This window comes from Saccharolobus shibatae B12 (assembly GCF_019175345.1).
GTDB classification, from domain to species: domain Archaea; phylum Thermoproteota; class Thermoprotei_A; order Sulfolobales; family Sulfolobaceae; genus Saccharolobus; species Saccharolobus shibatae.
On the sequence record NZ_CP077717.1, the window covers coordinates 1,057,232 to 1,074,765 of the forward strand.

Annotated in this window: 22 protein-coding genes and 1 pseudogene; 17 read left to right on the top strand and 6 right to left on the bottom strand. The window is 35.8% G+C overall.

Going from position 1 to position 17,534, the window contains the following annotated elements; genetic code table 11:
* Genes J5U23_RS05880 through J5U23_RS05890 form a run of 3 tightly spaced genes read left to right on the top strand, consistent with a single transcriptional unit; the run spans position 1 to position 2,195 of the window.
* Positions 1 to 954, top strand: a complete 954-nt coding sequence (locus J5U23_RS05880) for a succinate dehydrogenase/fumarate reductase iron-sulfur subunit (protein ID WP_218259883.1) — start codon at positions 1 to 3, stop codon at positions 952 to 954.
* 2 nt (positions 955 to 956) lie between these two features.
* Positions 957 to 1,829, top strand: coding sequence for a CoB--CoM heterodisulfide reductase iron-sulfur subunit B family protein (locus tag J5U23_RS05885; RefSeq protein WP_218267262.1), 873 nt, complete (start codon positions 957 to 959; stop codon positions 1,827 to 1,829).
* The gene (locus J5U23_RS05890; protein ID WP_218267263.1) at positions 1,830 to 2,195 is read left to right on the top strand and encodes a succinate dehydrogenase; all 366 of its coding nucleotides are present in this window, start codon (positions 1,830 to 1,832) and stop codon (positions 2,193 to 2,195) included. It begins immediately after the preceding gene.
* An 86-nt stretch (positions 2,196 to 2,281) separates the two neighbouring features.
* On the opposite strand, the gene J5U23_RS05895 is transcribed toward J5U23_RS05890, so the two are convergent.
* Entirely contained in the window at positions 2,282 to 3,640 is a 1,359-nt protein-coding gene (locus tag J5U23_RS05895) for a vWA domain-containing protein (protein ID WP_218259886.1), read from the bottom strand.
* Positions 3,637 to 4,785, bottom strand: coding sequence for an AAA family ATPase (locus J5U23_RS05900; RefSeq protein ID WP_012710338.1), 1,149 nt, complete (start codon positions 4,783 to 4,785; stop codon positions 3,637 to 3,639). Before J5U23_RS05900 ends, J5U23_RS05895 begins: the two co-directional genes overlap by 4 nt.
* Positions 4,786 to 5,230: 445 nt before the next feature.
* Between J5U23_RS05900 and ssb the strand changes: the two genes are divergently transcribed.
* From ssb to J5U23_RS05920, 4 genes and pseudogenes are all read left to right on the top strand, one after another.
* The gene (gene ssb, locus J5U23_RS05905) at positions 5,231 to 5,677 is read left to right on the top strand and encodes a single-stranded DNA binding protein (protein WP_218259887.1); all 447 of its coding nucleotides are present in this window, start codon (positions 5,231 to 5,233) and stop codon (positions 5,675 to 5,677) included.
* On the top strand, positions 5,674 to 5,955 hold the full coding sequence (locus J5U23_RS05910) for a PqqD family protein (RefSeq protein WP_009989482.1): 282 nt from the start codon (positions 5,674 to 5,676) through the stop codon (positions 5,953 to 5,955). The genes ssb and J5U23_RS05910 overlap by 4 nt, the downstream gene beginning before the upstream one ends.
* Before the next feature lie 24 nt (positions 5,956 to 5,979).
* Complete coding sequence (locus J5U23_RS05915; RefSeq protein WP_218267264.1) at positions 5,980 to 7,620, top strand: molybdopterin molybdotransferase MoeA; 1,641 nt, start codon at positions 5,980 to 5,982, stop codon at positions 7,618 to 7,620.
* A gap of 280 nt (positions 7,621 to 7,900) precedes the next feature.
* Positions 7,901 to 8,053, top strand: a pseudogene (locus tag J5U23_RS05920) (IS110 family transposase); the annotation flags it as partial.
* 40 nt (positions 8,054 to 8,093) lie between these two features.
* Here J5U23_RS05920 and taw21 read toward each other — a convergent pair.
* Both taw21 and J5U23_RS05930 read right to left on the bottom strand, forming a co-directional pair.
* Complete coding sequence (taw21, locus tag J5U23_RS05925) at positions 8,094 to 8,873, bottom strand: tRNA 4-demethylwyosine(37)-methyltransferase Taw21 (RefSeq protein WP_218259890.1); 780 nt, start codon at positions 8,871 to 8,873, stop codon at positions 8,094 to 8,096.
* Complete coding sequence (locus tag J5U23_RS05930) at positions 8,827 to 9,978, bottom strand: amidohydrolase family protein (RefSeq protein WP_218259891.1); 1,152 nt, start codon at positions 9,976 to 9,978, stop codon at positions 8,827 to 8,829. The genes taw21 and J5U23_RS05930 overlap by 47 nt, the downstream gene beginning before the upstream one ends.
* A 45-nt stretch (positions 9,979 to 10,023) precedes the next feature.
* On the opposite strand from J5U23_RS05930, the gene J5U23_RS05935 reads away from it, so the two are divergent.
* The 7 genes from J5U23_RS05935 to cutC all read left to right on the top strand — a co-directional run bounded on the left by J5U23_RS05935 (position 10,024) and on the right by cutC (position 13,985).
* Entirely contained in the window at positions 10,024 to 10,851 is an 828-nt protein-coding gene (locus tag J5U23_RS05935; protein WP_218259892.1) for a sugar isomerase, read from the top strand.
* A 1-nt stretch (position 10,852) separates the two neighbouring features.
* Positions 10,853 to 11,092: a hypothetical protein gene (locus J5U23_RS05940; RefSeq protein ID WP_218259893.1), complete on the top strand. Its 240-nt coding sequence runs from the start codon at positions 10,853 to 10,855 to the stop codon at positions 11,090 to 11,092.
* Entirely contained in the window at positions 11,092 to 11,679 is a 588-nt protein-coding gene (locus J5U23_RS05945) for a DUF1404 family protein (RefSeq protein WP_218267265.1), read from the top strand. The genes J5U23_RS05940 and J5U23_RS05945 overlap by 1 nt, the downstream gene beginning before the upstream one ends.
* The gene (cobA, locus tag J5U23_RS05950) at positions 11,679 to 12,407 is read left to right on the top strand and encodes a uroporphyrinogen-III C-methyltransferase (protein WP_218259895.1); all 729 of its coding nucleotides are present in this window, start codon (positions 11,679 to 11,681) and stop codon (positions 12,405 to 12,407) included. Before J5U23_RS05945 ends, cobA begins: the two co-directional genes overlap by 1 nt.
* Positions 12,408 to 12,412: 5 nt before the next feature.
* Positions 12,413 to 12,547, top strand: a complete 135-nt coding sequence (locus J5U23_RS05955; protein ID WP_218259896.1) for a YHS domain-containing protein — start codon at positions 12,413 to 12,415, stop codon at positions 12,545 to 12,547.
* 89 nt (positions 12,548 to 12,636) lie between these two features.
* On the top strand, positions 12,637 to 13,473 hold the full coding sequence (gene cutB / locus J5U23_RS05960; protein ID WP_218259897.1) for a glyceraldehyde dehydrogenase subunit beta: 837 nt from the start codon (positions 12,637 to 12,639) through the stop codon (positions 13,471 to 13,473).
* Between the two features lie 5 nt (positions 13,474 to 13,478).
* Positions 13,479 to 13,985, top strand: a complete 507-nt coding sequence (gene cutC, locus J5U23_RS05965; protein ID WP_218259898.1) for a glyceraldehyde dehydrogenase subunit gamma — start codon at positions 13,479 to 13,481, stop codon at positions 13,983 to 13,985.
* On the opposite strand, the gene J5U23_RS05970 is transcribed toward cutC, so the two are convergent.
* The gene (locus J5U23_RS05970) at positions 13,956 to 14,525 is read right to left on the bottom strand and encodes a nucleotidyltransferase family protein (RefSeq protein ID WP_218259899.1); all 570 of its coding nucleotides are present in this window, start codon (positions 14,523 to 14,525) and stop codon (positions 13,956 to 13,958) included. The two genes, cutC and J5U23_RS05970, sit on opposite strands and share 30 nt — an antisense overlap.
* Before the next feature lie 26 nt (positions 14,526 to 14,551).
* Between J5U23_RS05970 and J5U23_RS05975 the strand changes: the two genes are divergently transcribed.
* Together J5U23_RS05975 and J5U23_RS05980 are read left to right on the top strand one after the other, a co-directional pair.
* Positions 14,552 to 14,971, top strand: coding sequence for a CoxG family protein (locus tag J5U23_RS05975; protein ID WP_218259900.1), 420 nt, complete (start codon positions 14,552 to 14,554; stop codon positions 14,969 to 14,971).
* On the top strand, positions 14,968 to 15,375 hold the full coding sequence (locus J5U23_RS05980) for an SRPBCC domain-containing protein (protein ID WP_218259901.1): 408 nt from the start codon (positions 14,968 to 14,970) through the stop codon (positions 15,373 to 15,375). The genes J5U23_RS05975 and J5U23_RS05980 overlap by 4 nt, the downstream gene beginning before the upstream one ends.
* On the opposite strand, the gene J5U23_RS05985 is transcribed toward J5U23_RS05980, so the two are convergent.
* The gene (locus J5U23_RS05985; protein ID WP_218261402.1) at positions 15,365 to 16,936 is read right to left on the bottom strand and encodes a GTPBP1 family GTP-binding protein; all 1,572 of its coding nucleotides are present in this window, start codon (positions 16,934 to 16,936) and stop codon (positions 15,365 to 15,367) included. The two genes, J5U23_RS05980 and J5U23_RS05985, sit on opposite strands and share 11 nt — an antisense overlap.
* A 68-nt stretch (positions 16,937 to 17,004) precedes the next feature.
* On the opposite strand from J5U23_RS05985, the gene J5U23_RS05990 reads away from it, so the two are divergent.
* Positions 17,005 to 17,523 carry a ZPR1 zinc finger domain-containing protein gene (locus tag J5U23_RS05990; RefSeq protein ID WP_218259903.1) on the top strand — a complete coding sequence of 173 codons (519 nt, stop codon included), beginning with the start codon at positions 17,005 to 17,007 and terminating at the stop codon, positions 17,521 to 17,523.
* The last annotated feature ends 11 nt before the right edge of the window (positions 17,524 to 17,534 follow it).

Sequence of the window (17,534 nt, forward strand, 5' to 3'; positions counted from 1 at the left end):
ATGGCTCAGTCTCAAGAGGAAGAAGTTATATTAAAGGTAAAAAGATTCAATCCCGAAAGGGGATTCTGGTGGGCAGAATATAAGCTGAAGGTTGATAAGTTTACACAATTCACTGAGGCTCTTAGGAGAATAAAGAGTGAGCAAGATCCTACACTATCGTACAGAGCATCATGTCATATGGCAGTATGCGGAAGTTGTGGAATGAAAATTAATGGTGAACCTAGACTCGCCTGTAAAACGTTAGTTTTAGATGTTGCAAAGAAATACAATAATAATGTAATAATAATTGAGCCAATGGATTACTTTAAACCAATTAAAGACCTGATAGTTGACTGGGACGAGTTTTACGAGAGGATGTTTAAGGTAAAACCAAGACTATATCAAGCTAAGGAGGTATTAGAGGGAAAAGCTGAACATAGGCTTAAACCTGAAGATCAAAGAGAGTTGTGGAAATTCGCTCAATGCATATGGTGTGGATTATGTGTCTCAGCTTGTCCGGCAGTTGTAATAGATCAGCAATTCTTGGGTCCAGCAGCTCACGCTAAGGGTTATAGATTCTTAGCAGATCCAAGGGATACGATAACTGAAGAAAGAATGAAAATACTAATTGATAGTTCATGGCGTTGTACTTATTGCTATCAATGCTTTAATGTGTGTCCAAGAGATATAGAGCCAGTGACTGCAATAAAGAAGACTAGAAGCTTTACTAAATTGTACAAAGACAAGTCAGAAGTAGCTGAAATAGGAGAAAGACACATTGAGGCTATTCATGAGTCAATAAGTAAAACTGGAAAGCTTCAAGAAGCCGAGGTGTATGTAAAAGCATATGGAGTATTACAGTCTCTTATCGATCTGGTATATATGTCTGGGGCAGGAAAACTTAAATATATGCTTGTACAAAGTAAACCAGTTCAGAATATAAAGGAAATTAAAAAGATTCTAGGAGGTGAATAAAAATGAAAATAGCTTATTATCCTGGATGTGCAGCTCATGGTCTTTCTAAAGATGTAGATATAGCCACAAGAAAAGTGGCAGAAGTGTTGGGAGTAGAGTTAGTTGAAGTACCCGATTGGAACTGTTGTGGTGGAGGATTTTATGATGAATATAATGAAGTTGGTCATGTAGCTCTAAATTTAAGGAACTTATCACAAGTTGAAAAGATGGGATTACAAAAGATGGTTACACCTTGCAGCGTGTGTCTTCATAGTCATAGATTAGCTACATACAAGTACAAGGAAGACAAAGATATTAAAAAGAAAGTCGAAAAAAGGTTAGAGGGAACTTCAGTTAAATATGATGGAAAGGCTGACGCGGAACACATAGTCTGGGTTCTAATAAGAGATGTTGGATTAGAGAATATTAAAAAACACGTTAAGAAACCTTTAACTGGGCTTAGAGTAGGTACATATTACGGATGTCAAATGTTAAGACCAGAGCAGATTATGGGATTTGAGAAGGCATATAGCCCAACTAGTTTATCAGAATTGGTTGCAGTCACTGGGGCTACACCAGTTCCTTTTCCAACGATGACTTCATGTTGTGGATTTCCTCTAATTGGAAGCAATCCTAAAGGTGCTTTAAAGTTAGCATTCAATGTTCTTAATGGTGCTAAACAATCTGGAGCCGATTTAGTCATACATCCATGTAGCCTATGTCATCTTCAGCTGGACTCTCTACAACTAAAGGTCAAAGCAGAGTTCAACGTAAATTGGACCATGCCAGCAATATATGTGACACAACTATTAGGTTTATCATTTGGTTTTAGCCCAGAGGAAATAGGAATAGGGAAACTCGCTATTGAGGTATTACGAAGCAAGGGAGTGATATGAATGAATGAAGAAATTAAAAAAATAATACAAGATATTGGTGGGAAACCGGAGGAGTGGATTAGGGTTTCTGAAAGGCCTGGAAAGGAACCATTTGCGAAGGAACTCAATTATAGTCTTAGTGATTATTTCTGGGGTAAGGTGCATGTTAGGAACGAAGGAGAGATTTACGTTCTAGTAATCTCAAAGGATGTATTCAACTGGAAAGACAGAATAAAGGAGCTGAAACTTAGTGGTGAGGTTGTGGATGCAGCTGGCGGTTTAATGTGGCTTCAAGAGTTCGATATCCAAGGATTAAAAAGAGATTTCGAGTTCTTAAAGACTTTCATAGAAAATATAAGAAAGCAGAAACAACAGAAAACTTCATAACTTTTTTGTTACATATTAATATTGGCCATACTCAGCAGACACCCACGTGTCCCGTGGGGGAGTGAAGTTGAGGCCTCCTCTTCTTTTTAACTTTCCACAACTTTCAATAGATCTTCATGGTCTAACTTGTAAGTTATCAAGTACTCATCAGACACTCGTCTAAGATCTGCGTTATCTCCCCTAATCATGACACTTATTAATTGAGAGTTAGCCTCTTTTAACGATCTTCTCACTGTCGTTTCTGCAATCTTATCTTCTCCATCTGTTAATAATATTATTTCACTGACCCCCTTAACGTGACCTTCCTTAATATCTTCACAGGCGGATATTATTGATCTACTTATATCTGTGCCTCCTCCTCCTCTTATTTTTCCTATGTACTCTATCATCTTTATGATATCTTTGCTCTTTGCATTCTTCTGAACTTTTATCAAAGGATATGGAATATTGTCGAAGAATCTGAGGTAGAAATCTCTATTTTCCCTCTTAGCTCTACTATACAATGCTAATGCAACAGCCTTGGCCCATAGTATTTTCTCCCCATCCATACTTCCCGATTTATCAAGTAACAGATATATAGGTCCTAACGTTTCTTTAATCTGTTTTTGATATAATAGCAACTGACCTTCAGCTAGTTTTAGGTAAAAGAGTATATCTGGTAAGGCTAATTCGGAATAGACAATCCTCTCAATATCACTTCCCTCTTCATATCCGTAAAGCTCACCTTTTGAGAACCTAGTTGTTCTTCTCTTGGTAATACTACCTAATTTTGGAATCCCACTTAGAAACTCTAAGATCTTCTTAATTTCAGTATTCCTAGCAAGCCTTAGCACTTCATGAATTTCTCCTTCAAATGTCAAAACGCTCCCAGTACCTGCTCCGTTTCCTCCTACAATCTTTTGCATATTCCTCACTGAATTGGCATCCTCTATAGCTTTAGACATTGCCTTTTCATGAGCTTGTCTAAGGACTTTTTCCATGGACTGTTGATTCGTGTTCTTTTGTTCTTTCCCTTCTTTTGAAGAGCTACCTTTCATTAGACCGTTTAGTATTTCTTCAGCCGCTTCCCTCTCCTCCATAGATTGGGAGGTTTTCTTTATTCTTTCCAACTCCTCAATCAGATTTTGGACGTAACTTACGGTTAAAGCTAAGCTTACGGCAGAGTTCACAATTGAGTATTCCCTATTCTTTAGAACCACGTCAGAAGATAGAGTGGAATTCACTAACGAATACGCTATTTCTTGGTTCTTTTCTATTTCACTCTTTCCTTTAGTTATTGGTAATGGTAAATAGTGAACATAATAAGTATCAACTAAAAATGTTTCGTTTAATTGGACATCTCTTCCTAGTAATTTTTTCAAAGTATAGGAGATTCTCTCTCCTCTATATTTGACCAGAGGATCCTTATAATCTATTCCTCTTAATACACCTTCCTCTTCAGTCATGGATAAATCCCTAATTTTCTAGCCACTTTTTCTATTAATTTGTCTATTTCACTTAAAACCTCTTTGGAAAACTCTTCGACCTTCTCGTCACCGCTTTCTTTGCCTAAAGCTACTATCCTATCCCTAGTTGCCCTTAAACTTCTAATCAATTCAATCAGTCTAGGATCAGACTCGTTTGCCGCTTCAACGTATTTTGCTGCTTCCTTAATGTTATTATAAATTTCGTTCAATTCCTTCATGTATTTGATTGGTGTCTTTAACTCTTCAGATAGTAATGCAGCTACTTTTTCAAAGTCATCTATTTCCCTCGGAGCTATATATTTTAACACTATTAGATCTTCTTCAGTAGCCTTCAGTCTACTATTTAATATCGCATGTGCAGAAACCACTTTTAGAACTTTACCCTTTCTTCTATCTGATAAGTGGATTCCCTTTTCCTCTAGCATTGCATATAGTTTTAATAATTTGTTTTTGACTCCAGACAAATCAACCTGGGATAAATATGAGTATAGTTTATCTAGATGCTCTATGTTCATTATAGGTTCTTTAACTGCCCATCTATTAGTAAATTCTATTTCCCATGTAGCGTCCAAAAGCTGTTTCCACAATTCCTCTCCCACTGGTCTAGCATAATGTCTCAAGAGTAGCCTATCGTAAAGTGCCTCCAATTCTGGTTCATCTGGTACCCTATTACTTGCTGATATTAGCGTCCTTAGAGGTACCTTTATTACATTGTAGCCATCATAGATTACTCTTTCATTCAACAACGATAATAAAGCGTTGAGTATTGCAGAGTTCGCATTAAATATCTCATCTAGGAATGCTATTTGGCTCTCCGGTAATCGATCTTTTGTAATTCTCTTATACTGTCCTTCTTTTAAGGCATTTATATCAAGTGCTCCAAATAGTTCTGCAGGCTCCGTATATTTCGTTAATAAGTACATGAAGAATTTGGCATTCAATAACTCTGCAGCTCTTCTCGCTAGTGCTGACTTCGCAGTACCTGGCTCACCTATTAGTATTACATGCTCTTTACTAAGTAAGGCTAACGTAATTACCTTTGCCTCTTCTTCTCTTCCTATAAATGGTGCCATTAATGATTCCATGAATTTCTTGGGTAACTCAAGTAATGTCTTTTCACTCAATTCTATCCCATTCTTTACTTCTCAATTTTAGCTTATAAACAAAAATTAAGAACGGGTCTCTTACAGGAAGAAGGAGGGTCTCATCCTTTAGCGTGAAAGGAAGTATGATCTAATACGATATCTTTGATGATACTTTTTAGTCTAATAAATTTTATCTCATTATGTTAAAGAACTGTAATTCCTTATTCTATTTAAACTATATAAGAAATAATGCAAGATAATGAAAAATGTGATTCTTAGCTTCAATCATGGCTACTTTATATAACTCTTTGGTACGTAATTTATCTAGTATACTATATCTAAAAAACTTTGCTTTATGGGTACTAGTTCACTTGTCTCTTCTTGATCCTTTATCTTCAATTCTTTTTAACATCCTTTCATTAACACATAGATTTATAAATGGATAAAATGATATTAGAAATAACAAATCTGTGAGTCGAGTCGAATGGAAGAAAAAGTAGGTAATCTAAAACCAAATATGGAAAGCGTAGATGTAACCGTAAGAGTTTTGGAAGCAAGTGAAGCAAGACAAATACAGACAAAGAATGGTGTTAGGACTATAAGCGAAGCTATTGTTGGAGACGAAACAGGGAGAGTAAAGTTAACATTATGGGGAAAACACGCTGGTAGTATAAAAGAAGGCCAAGTAGTAAAAATAGAAAATGCATGGACTACCGCTTTTAAGGGCCAAGTGCAGTTAAATGCTGGAAGTAAGACTAAGATAGCTGAAGCCTCAGAAGATGGATTTCCAGATTCTTCTCAAATACCAGAGAACACACCGACTGCACCTCAGCAAATGCGTGGAGGAGGCAGAGGATTCCGCGGTGGTGGAAGAAGATATGGAAGAAGAGGCGGAAGAAGGCAAGAAAACGAAGAAGGTGAAGAAGAGTGAATTTTGAAGATGTAAAAGATAAAAAACCAAAGAAGATAGGAGAATTAATTGATAGAAGCGAAGAGAGTGATAATTATATAGTAAAAGTAGCTGAAGATAAAGTATACGAGCTTGCTCCCATAGCTTATTATATTTGGGCTATGTGTGATGGTAATAGAAGCGTGGATGAGATAGTTAACGAATTAAGTAAAGAAGCGAATTTAGATATATCGCAAGTTCGTGATCCCGTAGTAATGGTATTAGACGAGTTAGAAAAAGCGTCTCTCATAACTTTTTAATCGTATAAGATATTGTTTTTTTATATGAGAGTGTTTGTTAAGGATGAATCATTACATTCAATAGAAGAAGCAATAAAAGTCTATTTATCGTCATTAAATTTCACTCCTAAAATTGTGGAAGTAGGAGTAAAGGACTCTTTTGGCTATGTGTCTGCAGAAGATCTTACGTCGCCTATTGATTATCCTCCATTTTCAAGATCAAACGTAGATGGTTATGCCTTAAAATCTTCATGCACTCCCGGAGAACTAAAGGTAATAGACAGAATAGGAATTGGAGAATTTAAAGAAATTCACGTAAATGAGTGTGTAGCAGTTGAAGTAGATACTGGTGCAATGATACCAATGGGCGCAGATGCTGTAATAAAAGTTGAAGATGTTAAAGTAATCAATGGTGATCTCATAAAAATAGACAGAAAGATGACCTTTGGCCAAAATATTGGCTGGATAGGAAGCGATATTCCTAAAAACTCAATAATATTGAGAAAAGGTGAAGTAATTTCCCATGAAAAGATTGGCTTGCTAGCTTCATTAGGGGTAAGTAGTGTAAAGGTTTATGAGAAGTTAAAGATATATTTAATTGCAACGGGGGATGAGCTAGTTGAGCCCGGTAACTCCTTGCCACAAGGTAAAATTTACGAGTCTAATCTACACTACTTATATTCTAAGCTCAAAGAGCACTACAAAATAGTAGGTCTTTCATTACTTAGAGATGATATAGAGAGTATCAAGAGTGAGATAAAGAGAGCTGTTTCAGTTGCTGATATTCTGATACTGACTGGTGGTACTAGTGCAGGAGAAAAAGATTTCGTCCATAGAGCTATAAGAGAGTTAGGTAGTATAATAGTTCACGGTATAAAGATCAAGCCTGGAAAGCCTACTATTTTAGGAATCGTTAATAATAAGCCTGTAATTGGACTACCAGGGAATATAGTATCTTCAATGGTTGTATTTGATACGGTCATTTCGGAAATTCTGAAAAATCTTTATCCTTCTCGTAAAGAAATAATTGGATTAGGTAAAATTAAAGCTAGATTAGCATTGGGGGTTACAGCTGATAAATATAGAGATACTCTGATCCCAGTTTATTTATTTAGGAGTATCGATAATTTCTATTACGCTCTTCCAGTAAAGTTCGATAGCTATATGGTAGGTACTTTTTCCTTAACTGAGGGCTATATAATGCTTAAGCCTAACGAAGAAATTGAAGAAGGTAAGGAAGTTGAGGTCAATGTGAAGAAGTATGATGATTCCATATCTATTATCGGAGAGGAGGATAAGAAAGTCCTTAATTTAGATACAAAAAATGTTTTGCTGGGTTCCTTACCCGCTAGTAAAGCTATTGAATATAAATTTGGAGATATAGCAGTTATTAGTTCACTATATACTAGATCCATAGAGAATTATGATAAAGTGTTCTGTAGACAAATTCTAGTTAATGGTGAGGGAGATGAAATAGGTTATGACGATTGGGTTGGGATGTCCAAAATTGTTAAGAACCCGGTAGTGAAGTTAAAATCACCTTCAACAATTTACTCGTTGTTAGGGAAGGCTAGGGTTTATGCTCCAGAAGGTTATATAGTGGGTAATAAGGTAGCTGAGGAATGTCTATACATGGTAGGAATTAGCGAGAGGGGTAAGAGGTATCTAAATACAATGAAAGTATGATACTTACACTAATAAATAATGTGAGTTCACTTGAAGTAATTGAAGTAGTACTCTAAACTACTTAAAAGATTTAACGTATAATGCGTTCTTAATTTAATTTAACTGATTTCCTTATATAAAACATATTAGTCAGATCTGAGTAATACAGATCTAACTGGGATGTAGACCGTTGACTTTCTTGAGCGTAAAGCTCGATGGGGAGCCTTACCTCCAATTCGGACCGGAAGTTGGGCTTAAAGCCGAATAAAAGTGAGCATACACGGAGGCACCAGTTGCAGGAATTGATGTATCAAAAGATAAAGTAGTCATATATTTTCAAGACAAATTCTTCGAGTTTCCTAATGATAGGCGAGGTTATGAGGATATAAGGAAGATCTTGCCTAAGGGTTGTAAGATAGGTATAGAAAGTACTGGAGTTTATCACGTTAACCTCGCCAATTCCGGTTTAAATTCATAACAATAAATTATTCCAATTAATTAACCTTAATATCGACTGCTACATGATACTTATGTGGATTGACGCTTCTCACTATCCTACCAAAATAAGATCCATTATACTTATTCATCGCAATTCTCACGGGATCCTCACCTCTATTCGCCTCTACTTCTGTATAAAGATGAATTACGCCACCTTTCTTTACTTTTTGCAACGCTACCTCATATGCCTTATCCGCTAGTTCTGGCAGAGGTGCAATTATCCTATCTGCATCTTCTAGATCGTATATTCTTTTGAAAGCATCTCCATACATTGGAAGCACTTCGTAAGACTTATTTAATTCCACGTTTACCATCATATAGTAATATGCGTAGGGATTTGCATCCATTGAGTAAATTACTTTTGGTTTGCCAAGAACTGCGGAGAGAATTGAAAATGGTCCAAAACCAGAGAACATGTTTATGATAATCTCACCTCTCTTAACTTGTCTTGCTACTCTCAGATGTTCATATGATAGCTTCTCAGAAAAGAATACCTTAGTAAAATCAAGAAAGTATTTACATTTATGCTCCTTATATATGGCCTCACTTCTTTTTTCCCCTGCCAAATGTATATACGTTGATAATCTATATGTGCCAGAGACATCTCTATATCTTCCCCACACAGATTTAACATAGGGAAAAGTTGTAAGTATCTCATTTGCTATCTCTATAAGATCTTCTGGTCTTTTGTTGAAAGGGATCCCAATAATTACTATATCTCCTACTATTTCAATCCTTTTCCATATATCTTGCTGGTTTTGCAACCTTTTTATCAATGTCTTCAAGCCTCTCTATGGCTTTCTCAATATGTTTTATTCCAATATTTAAAGGGACACCACCATCTAATACTGCCTCTCCACCCACTAGTACTGTCTCTGGAGTAGAGAGATTAAAGACTATGGACTCGTAGGGACTTTCATAATCCAAGGGGAAAGTTGGGGGCTCCTTAACTTCAAAGACAACTAAATCAGCCACTTTTCCGTTCTCTAAAACACCCCTATCATTATATTTTAGTTGTAATTGTCCCCAAACTGTCATGGCGTTAAGCGCTTCTTCTGGCGTTAAGATTAACCTGGTAATAGTTGTAGAGATTTCATGTCTAATATCAAAAGTAGGAGATAGATCTAAGGATATTGATGGTTTATATTGGCTTAATGGAAATTGTGAAACCTCATAGGATGGAGTTGACGCTAAGTGAAATCCCTTCTGTTTTATAATATCTAGATCCTTCCTAGCCCCTCCACCTAATCCTATTATGTTAATTGGTTTACCATTAATATTTTCCAAGCTTACAAATCTCTCTAAAAGAACAGGGAAGTTATATTGTTGTGAGAGTTCAAACACCTCTTTAGAATACTCATTGCTACAAAGACGTAAAATTACCCTATTCTCGTTCTTATTAGACCATCTATTATATAACGTTGTGAACTCTGTCTCCCAATCCTCTTTAGAATCTGGACAATCCACGCCCACAGCTAGTACTGGTCTTAGTCCAACTTCCGAAATCGCTCTAGCTATCATATCTAAATTAGGACCTGAAGTGACTACTGTGGTAACTCCAGTTTTCAATAAGTGATACGCACCCATTAAGGAGAAGTAATAAATGTCATTAGGTGTAAGTGTTGACATTAGTTGAAAGGCGTTTGCCTTACCCGAAAATATCCTATACCTAAATGGATATAGGTAAAGAAAGGAATGCGTAGTTACAAACCCTGGTGCCACTACCCTGTTTTTCCCACCGATCACGTATTCTGCATAGTCATACTCTTCTGGCTGTTCTTTCGATATAACCTTTATTTGTCCTTCATCAATTCCTATGTATACATCTCTGAGAGGCTTAGGTGCACCTAACACTAAATCACTTTTTATTAAAACCTTCATTTTTCTTAAAACACTATAAGGCAGAATGTTAATTAAAGTTATTTAATGTACGCAGATTTAATTGAACGTGAGATAACACAAGATTACAGAGTAAATGTAGACTTAAAGTTAGATAATGCCTACATTGTAGGAGCCGGAGACTCTTTTGCAGTAGCTCTCACGATAGAGAGTAAAACCAATGGTAGGTTTAAGGCGTTAGATCCATTCGAGGGATTGTTTTATGAAAATCTAGATCGCCCTTTAGTCATAGTATCAGCTTCCGGAAGACCAAAATCAAATATACTACTTGCTAGGAAATTCAAAGGAAAAACAAAACTCTACGTAATAACAGCAAATGAGGAATCACAATTGGCAAAATTGGCTGATTATCTTATTCCTATTCCCTACAAATCAAGTCAACCCCTACCGGGTACATTATCGTTCTTAATGAGTTTAAGCGCGATATACTCACTTGCCGGAGAAAAGGAAGACGATATTAAGGAATCTGATAGGTCACTTAATTTGACAAATAATCCATTTTTCATAGGATATAAGGAAGGTTATGGTATTGCATATTACGCAATGCTTAAGTTCGCTGAAATTTTTGGTTATACCACAAACAGTGAAAGATTCGAGCAATTTTGTCATTCTCCAATTTTCATGACGGAAAACAGACAGATAATACTATTTAGAATCGGTAATGAGAGGGAGATTGAATTAATTAATAGTGTTGATTATACTGACATTCAATTTACTAATTGTAATGGAGCTTTCTGTAATGCGATTACACTAATAAAATCAATAGTAAATAAAATGAGGAGGGAAAAGTGGGATAAGATTTACTTTCTAGAGAACAAAAAAATATTAAACGTTAGCTCCAAGATGATATATTGAGATGGAGGAATTAGATTTAACTAAAGCTGAAAGTGGATGTGGTGCAAATTCTGCAAGTGTAAGGTTATTGAAGTTCTGGCTAGAAGTGGGAGGAAATAGAGAGATAAAAATTATTGCACAAAAAGGATCACAAGAAGAACAAGTAAATATGTGGATAGATGTTATGAGTGAGAAAGGAGTTAAACTAGTGGACAAAAAGGATGAAAAAGATAAAATAGTATATACAATATTTTTACCATAATGGACTTAGTTCAAATTGCCAAGTATATAGGTTTTTCTTTACTTATAGTTTCAATTGTACTTTACGTTTTTGTAGATCCAGTGGACAGGTTACTCTCGTATCAAGGGCCAATACTCTCCGGCGCACTACTAGGGTGGTACGTATTAATTTCTAACACACCAAGAGATAAATTTATTGAAACTGAAGGAGAAAAAATACCTATTGTTTCAATATTGATAAGGAAAAGAGTGCCCTTATTCATGGCCATAGGTTCACTATTAATAATACCTTGGTTAATGCCTCAGATATATCAAATAGTATTGGAAATACAGTGGCTATTCGTACTGTCTTTTCTCAGTGAATTTCTAGGGGGTTTTATGATAGGTTATATAATACCATCACTAAAATTTACGGAAAAACTTCTCTTATTTAGTCTAGGCTTTGCGGGAGATACGATATACTTGTTATTACTATACTTAGCATCTGGCATATTCCACGTCCCATCGCAGTTACTGTTAAATTCGGTAATAGTACTAGTATATGGTATAAAGTTTCCTGAGGGCGTAGTATTTGCAGTCTACATTATGAAAAAGATAGGGGGAATTTAATGAGTGGGAAGGTTTATTTAGTAGGGGCAGGCCCAGGTGACCCAGAATTAATAACTGTCAAAGGCTTAAAGATCTTGCAAAAGGCTGATGTTGTGGTTTACGATAGGCTAATCCCTAAAGAGCTTCTAAATTTTTGTAAAGTCGAGGCTGAAAAAATATACGTTGGGAAAAATATAGGGGATTATGTAATACAAGATGAGATAAATGAGTTATTAGTAAAAAAGGCGATGGAAAATAAAATTGTTGTTCGATTAAAAGGAGGAGATCCATACGTTTTGGGTAGGGGAGAAGAGGAATGCCTATTCGTTACATCCAAAGGTATAGAGTGTGAGGTAATACCTGGGATAACCAGTGCAATTGCCGTACCTGCCTATGCGGGGATTCCAGTTACAAGTAGGATCTACTCAGCCAGTGGATTTACTGTAATATCTGGAACGAAAGCAGAAGATAAAGTAATTGACGAAGATTATATCCCAAGAAAAGGTACACTGGTAATTCTTATGGGTCTTAGGAAAATAGAGAATATAGTCAATATTATAATAAAATTAAGAAATGAAAGAGAACCTGTTGCCGTTATTGAAAACGGGACAACGGAGAACCAGAGGGTTTTTACTGGGGAATTAAAAGACTTAGTTGGCATTATCAAGAATAATAATGTGACGTCTCCAGCGGTTATTGTAATTGGCGAAGTTGTTAAATTTAGGGAATACTTATGGAAATTTAAGTGACAAAGATGAAATGCACTGTATGTGGGGATGAGATAAGAGGTAAACCTTACTCATTCAATTATAAAGGGAATACGTACTATTTCTGTAGTCCGATGTGTATGGCAGAATTCAAGAAGAGACCAGAAAAATATGTTAAATAATACAAATCTATAAGATTTAATATAAGTTTTTGTTTAGATGTTAAAAGTATAAGAGCTAAGTATATAAAGGTCTACCAAATATTAAGGATGTGTATCCGCCAAAGTTTAGTTACGTAATTCCAGATAATGTGAAAGAGGCTTTAGAGTTCCTAGAGTCACATGATGATGCTAAACCACTAGCCGGAGGCCATAGTTTAATACCAATGCTAAAGTTAAGGATATTTAGACCATCGTATTTAGTCGAAATAAGAAAATTACCAGAACTAAAATACATTAAGATGGAAGGAAACGTAGTGAAAATAGGACCTGTAGTTACTCATTACGATATTATGAAGGCTAATATTCCGTTATTAAGTGAAACTGCGTCAAAGATAGCTGATCCGCAAGTTAGAAACATGGGAACTATAGGCGGTAGCATATCACATTTAGATCCTTCTGCAGATTATCCAGCCGCATTGATTGCCATGGATGCAAAGATAAGGATTAAGAGCACAAAAGGAGAAAGAGTAGAAAGCTTTTCTTCATTTGCCAAGGATATGTTTACACCAGATTTGAATCCAGGTGAATTAGTTGCAGAAATAGAAGTTCCCCTACTCAAGGATTATAAGTTCTCTTATCAGAAACTAGAGAGAAGAGCAGGCGATTTTGCAATTGTAGGAGTTGCTGTTGCACTAAAGGTAAATGGTGACGTAATTCAAGATGCGAGGATAGGATTAACTGCTGTAAACAAAACTGCAGTAAGAGCTAGTGAGGCTGAGAAAATATTATTATCTGGAAAGATATCGGAAAAATTAATAGAGGAAGCTGCAACAAAAGCCATGGATTACGCTAATCCGACTTCCGATATAAGGGGATCAGCAGAATATAAAAAGAAAATGGTAAAAGTTATGACTAAGAGAGCAATTTTAGCCGCACTTAATAGGTGATAAGTATGAAAGTATTTGAGAAGGATCAAAAAGTAAAAGTTCACCTAAAGGTAAATGGACAAAATTATGAAGTTGAAACAGAGCCTAGAAGACTATTAGTTCACGTACTTAGAGAACTAGGATTTACTGGTGTTCATATTGGTTGTGATACAAGCAATTGTGGAGCATGTACTGTAATTATGGATGGAAAGAGCGTTAAATCATGTACAGTATTAGCTGTAGAGGCAGATGGGTCAGAGATTTTAACAATTGAGGGATTAGCAAAAGATGGTAAACTACACCCAATCCAAGAAGCGTTTTGGGAGAAACATGGCTTACAATGCGGGTATTGTACCCCTGGCATGATAATGGAAGCCTATTGGCTACTTAAGGAAAATCCTAATCCAACAGAGGAAGAGATTAGAGAAGGAATCTCTGGTAATTTGTGTAGATGTACCGGATATCAAAATATTGTGGAAGCAGTGAAATTGGCATCACAAAAATTAAGGATGGAAATTCCCAAGGCGCATTAAGTCCTCTTTTTTGTCTATATCTATTAAAACACCTTCGCTACATTCTACAAAACATAATTCTTCCATTCTCATTTTATTTAGTATAACTTTTGCCCCTACATCTCCTCTTAATTTTTCAATCTCATCGAATAAACTTTTGGAAATTAATACCGGGTTTCCCTTTTCTCCTTTATGGGTTGGAATTACAGCTTTACAACTTGGCTTAAATGCGCTAATTATCTTGTTAACATCATCTTTAGTCACAAACGGCATATCCCCTAATGCTACCAATACAGCGTCGTAATCCTTGAAGAATCTCAACCCAAGCTTTATTGACGTACTTATCCCTTCCTTCCAGAACGGATTATATATTACTATTTGATCCATGAGTAAGGGAAGTAATTCATTAACATATTTGCCTACAATAATGACTTTCTCTAAATCTTCATAAATTCCAATAGTTCGCATAATTATAGGGATATTATCTATTTTTGCAAATAACTTATCTCCTCCGAATCTCTTTCCCTCCCCTGCTGCCAAAATAATGACTCCTATATTCATATATACTGCTATTCCAAAAGTTACTTATGAAATATGAGGGTTCAATCAGCTTAAACGCGACTAAGGATCAAATACTCAAACTACTGGATAATCCAGATCAGGTAGCACAGTGTTTTCCAGGGATAAAGAGTTTTACCAAGGAGGGTGAAGAGTACAAGGTAGTGGGAGTAACCGGGATCGGGTTCATAAAAGGAGAATATAAGGCGAATGTGAGATTTGAGAAGATAGATGAAAATAAGAGAAAAATTATTGCTAAAGGTACTGGAATGAATAGTAACGTGGATATAGATGCAATAGCCGAGGCTCTAGATGGTAAGATAAACTATTCAGCAGATGTGAAAGTGGCAGGAGTTTTAGCGTCTGTAGGCGCAAGATTAATGGGTAGTGCAGTAGAGAAGATCATCAATGACTTGTTCAATTGTATAAAGGAGAGGGTGATAAAATGACAAAAACTGAAGGAGAAATTGTTATAAAGGATCCAAATAAGGCCAAACAGTTTTTTTCAGATTATAAGAACCTATTGACTTGTATTCCTGGGGTAAAAGAAATAAATGGGAATAGCTTCAAGGCTTATGTTAAATTCTCATTTTTAACTATTGAAATTAATGGGACAGTAAAAAAACACGAAATTAATGGGGATAACATAGATACGTTAATTATCATTGAGGGACCCGGTATAATAGCAAACATAAACACATTACTTACAATTCTTGGAAATAAAATCAAATGGAGTAGTGATTATGAAGTGGGCGGACCATTAGCAAATAGTTTAAAGAAGCATATAGGTTCACAAGCAGAGGAAATATCAAAGCAGATTATAGAGTGTAGTGTAGGGAAAATTAACCAATAGGTTCCAATACAATACCTACACCTCTAGTTCTACCTTCTCTGAATACGAAAATTTGTCCCCTCTCTAAGTATTCTGGCCTATACAGAAAATGCAATACTATTTCACTCGTATCGCCAGTTCTTAGAAACCCACTCTGAATTCTCTCAAACTTTACCGCTTGCCTTATTGTATAGGAGTGAAGGGTAGCAACATAACCTTCTCTAATGGTAGTTGGATGGTGAAGTATGAACACTCTCGCCTTAAATCTTCTAACTACCTTAGGTATTCCCTTCACCATTACCATTCCTTTTCTAAGACTCTCCTTTTCAATACCTTGAATAGCAAATGTTGCTATATTCCCAGCCAAAACGGAATCCACAAATACCTTATTTACTTGTATACTCTTTATCTTAACCTCCTTAAATTCTCCTAACTTATTGGGCCCAATTAATACAGACTCATTACTCTTAAGCTTACCTCTCACAACGGAACCAAGTACAACAGTACCTACTCCAGTTACGTTATATACTTCATCAATATACACTAGTGGTGTCTCTTTCTCATCTAAATTCTTAGTCTCCGGAGGTAATAGGTTTAGGAATTTTATAAGTAAATCTAAACCTTTTCCACTTACATTCGATATTCTAAAAATAGGAACCACACGCTTAGTCTTTATAGCCAAAATTGAATTTACAACATCGTCCTCATCCTCAACTTCTAGAGCCAATCTATTAATTCCGGGAATTTTTAAAACGTTTTTAATATCATTAACTATACCTTTTACCCTATCTTCTGGGTATTTATCCACCTTAGTAATAACTACAAATATAGGAAATTTTAATATTGAAGCTAAGGCTAAGTGTTCTTTGCCCATTATACTTAACCCATCATCAGCTCCAACTACTAGCATAACGTAATTTACCTCATAACCTAATAATCCTTTTAGAGTGGTTCTAAGGTATCTCTCATGCCCTCCAAGATCAATAAGTCTAACTATCTTAGTACTCTTAATCGTTGTTTCCGCCTCGTCAAGTGGATCCTTTAATTGCCAATTCACTATCTTACCGCTATCGTCAAATCCGATCACTCTCAATGTAATGGAAGATGTTCTACCAGATAGAACTTCATGGAGATGCCTTGCAATTGCTGTTCGTAAACCTCCATTTCCATCATCCAATCTTCCTAGAACTAACGCACCAGTTACAGTACTTTTCCCTGCATTTACATGACCCATTACTGCAACGTTGACCTCCACTGGTAAATTCTCCTTATATCTCCTAACTAGAAGTTCAGCCACGTATTTATCCTTTCTTACTTCAACGTCTCTTCTATACACAATTTTAGCGTTTACTAGCTTAGCAATCATATCTAGAGTAGCTATACTTTCCTCTAATTCACTCTTGGATAACCCTATTATTTCCCCCTCATTACTTACACCTATAACGTAAAATGCTTCCCCATCACCTTCCTCTAATCTGTACTTCATTTGAGAAGCTAATTCTTGAAGACGCTCTGGCGTCACGCCAGAAAGAATAAGCTTATATTCTACTTTTCCTTCTTCATTTTCTCGGGGTAATTTCATTACATCACATCACTTTAACAAGTATTAAATTTGTGAACAACTAAATAAATTTTAATAGGGGATTGTTAATGTCTGAGGAACCTAAGGTAATATTTGAAGAGACACTTGTATGCCCAGTTTGCAAATCAAAGACCTTTAAGGCAATAGACTACCTATATGATACTCCACATGCTGGAAAGTTAATTTTATCAAATTGGTACTGTGAAAATTGTGGGTATAGATTTAGAGATGTTAAACCATATGAAGCTAGAGAACCCCGGGTAATTGAGATGAGGATAGAAAACGAGGACGATCTGAGAACAATAATATATAGATCTGCTTTTGCTAAAGTAACAATACCGGAATTAGGAATAGAAATAGAACCAGCTGGTATGTCTCAAGGTTATGTCTCTACAATTGAGGGAGTTCTAGAGATAATACTAGATAAAGTAGGAGACTTCTGTGATAAGGAATGTGAAAATAGAATAAGATTAGCAATGGAAGGTAAAATTAAATTTACATTAGTACTTGAGGATGAATTCGGATTAAGCTTCATAAAATCAGAAAAGGCAACAGTAAAACCACTTATTTTAACTAATTCTGATTAAGTTAGGGAAAA

What these genes read in the sequence shown, in the direction of transcription:
- J5U23_RS05880 (WP_218259883.1), top strand. Translation starts at nt 1, where the DNA reads ATGGCTCAGTCTCAAGAGGAAGAAGTTATATTAAAGGTAAAAAGATTC.
- J5U23_RS05885 (WP_218267262.1), top strand. Translation starts at nt 957, where the DNA reads ATGAAAATAGCTTATTATCCTGGATGTGCAGCTCATGGTCTTTCTAAA.
- J5U23_RS05890 (WP_218267263.1), top strand. Translation starts at nt 1,830, where the DNA reads ATGAATGAAGAAATTAAAAAAATAATACAAGATATTGGTGGGAAACCG.
- J5U23_RS05895 (WP_218259886.1), bottom strand. Translation starts at nt 3,640, where the DNA reads ATGACTGAAGAGGAAGGTGTATTAAGAGGAATAGATTATAAGGATCCT.
- ssb (WP_218259887.1), top strand. Translation starts at nt 5,231, where the DNA reads ATGGAAGAAAAAGTAGGTAATCTAAAACCAAATATGGAAAGCGTAGAT.
- J5U23_RS05915 (WP_218267264.1), top strand. Translation starts at nt 5,980, where the DNA reads ATGAGAGTGTTTGTTAAGGATGAATCATTACATTCAATAGAAGAAGCA.
- J5U23_RS05930 (WP_218259891.1), bottom strand. Translation starts at nt 9,978, where the DNA reads ATGAAGGTTTTAATAAAAAGTGATTTAGTGTTAGGTGCACCTAAGCCT.
- J5U23_RS05935 (WP_218259892.1), top strand. Translation starts at nt 10,024, where the DNA reads ATGTACGCAGATTTAATTGAACGTGAGATAACACAAGATTACAGAGTA.
- J5U23_RS05940 (WP_218259893.1), top strand. Translation starts at nt 10,853, where the DNA reads ATGGAGGAATTAGATTTAACTAAAGCTGAAAGTGGATGTGGTGCAAAT.
- J5U23_RS05945 (WP_218267265.1), top strand. Translation starts at nt 11,092, where the DNA reads ATGGACTTAGTTCAAATTGCCAAGTATATAGGTTTTTCTTTACTTATA.
- cobA (WP_218259895.1), top strand. Translation starts at nt 11,679, where the DNA reads ATGAGTGGGAAGGTTTATTTAGTAGGGGCAGGCCCAGGTGACCCAGAA.
- J5U23_RS05955 (WP_218259896.1), top strand. Translation starts at nt 12,413, where the DNA reads ATGAAATGCACTGTATGTGGGGATGAGATAAGAGGTAAACCTTACTCA.
- cutC (WP_218259898.1), top strand. Translation starts at nt 13,479, where the DNA reads ATGAAAGTATTTGAGAAGGATCAAAAAGTAAAAGTTCACCTAAAGGTA.
- J5U23_RS05970 (WP_218259899.1), bottom strand. Translation starts at nt 14,525, where the DNA reads ATGAATATAGGAGTCATTATTTTGGCAGCAGGGGAGGGAAAGAGATTC.
- J5U23_RS05975 (WP_218259900.1), top strand. Translation starts at nt 14,552, where the DNA reads ATGAAATATGAGGGTTCAATCAGCTTAAACGCGACTAAGGATCAAATA.
- J5U23_RS05980 (WP_218259901.1), top strand. Translation starts at nt 14,968, where the DNA reads ATGACAAAAACTGAAGGAGAAATTGTTATAAAGGATCCAAATAAGGCC.
- J5U23_RS05985 (WP_218261402.1), bottom strand. Translation starts at nt 16,936, where the DNA reads ATGAAATTACCCCGAGAAAATGAAGAAGGAAAAGTAGAATATAAGCTT.
- J5U23_RS05990 (WP_218259903.1), top strand. Translation starts at nt 17,005, where the DNA reads ATGTCTGAGGAACCTAAGGTAATATTTGAAGAGACACTTGTATGCCCA.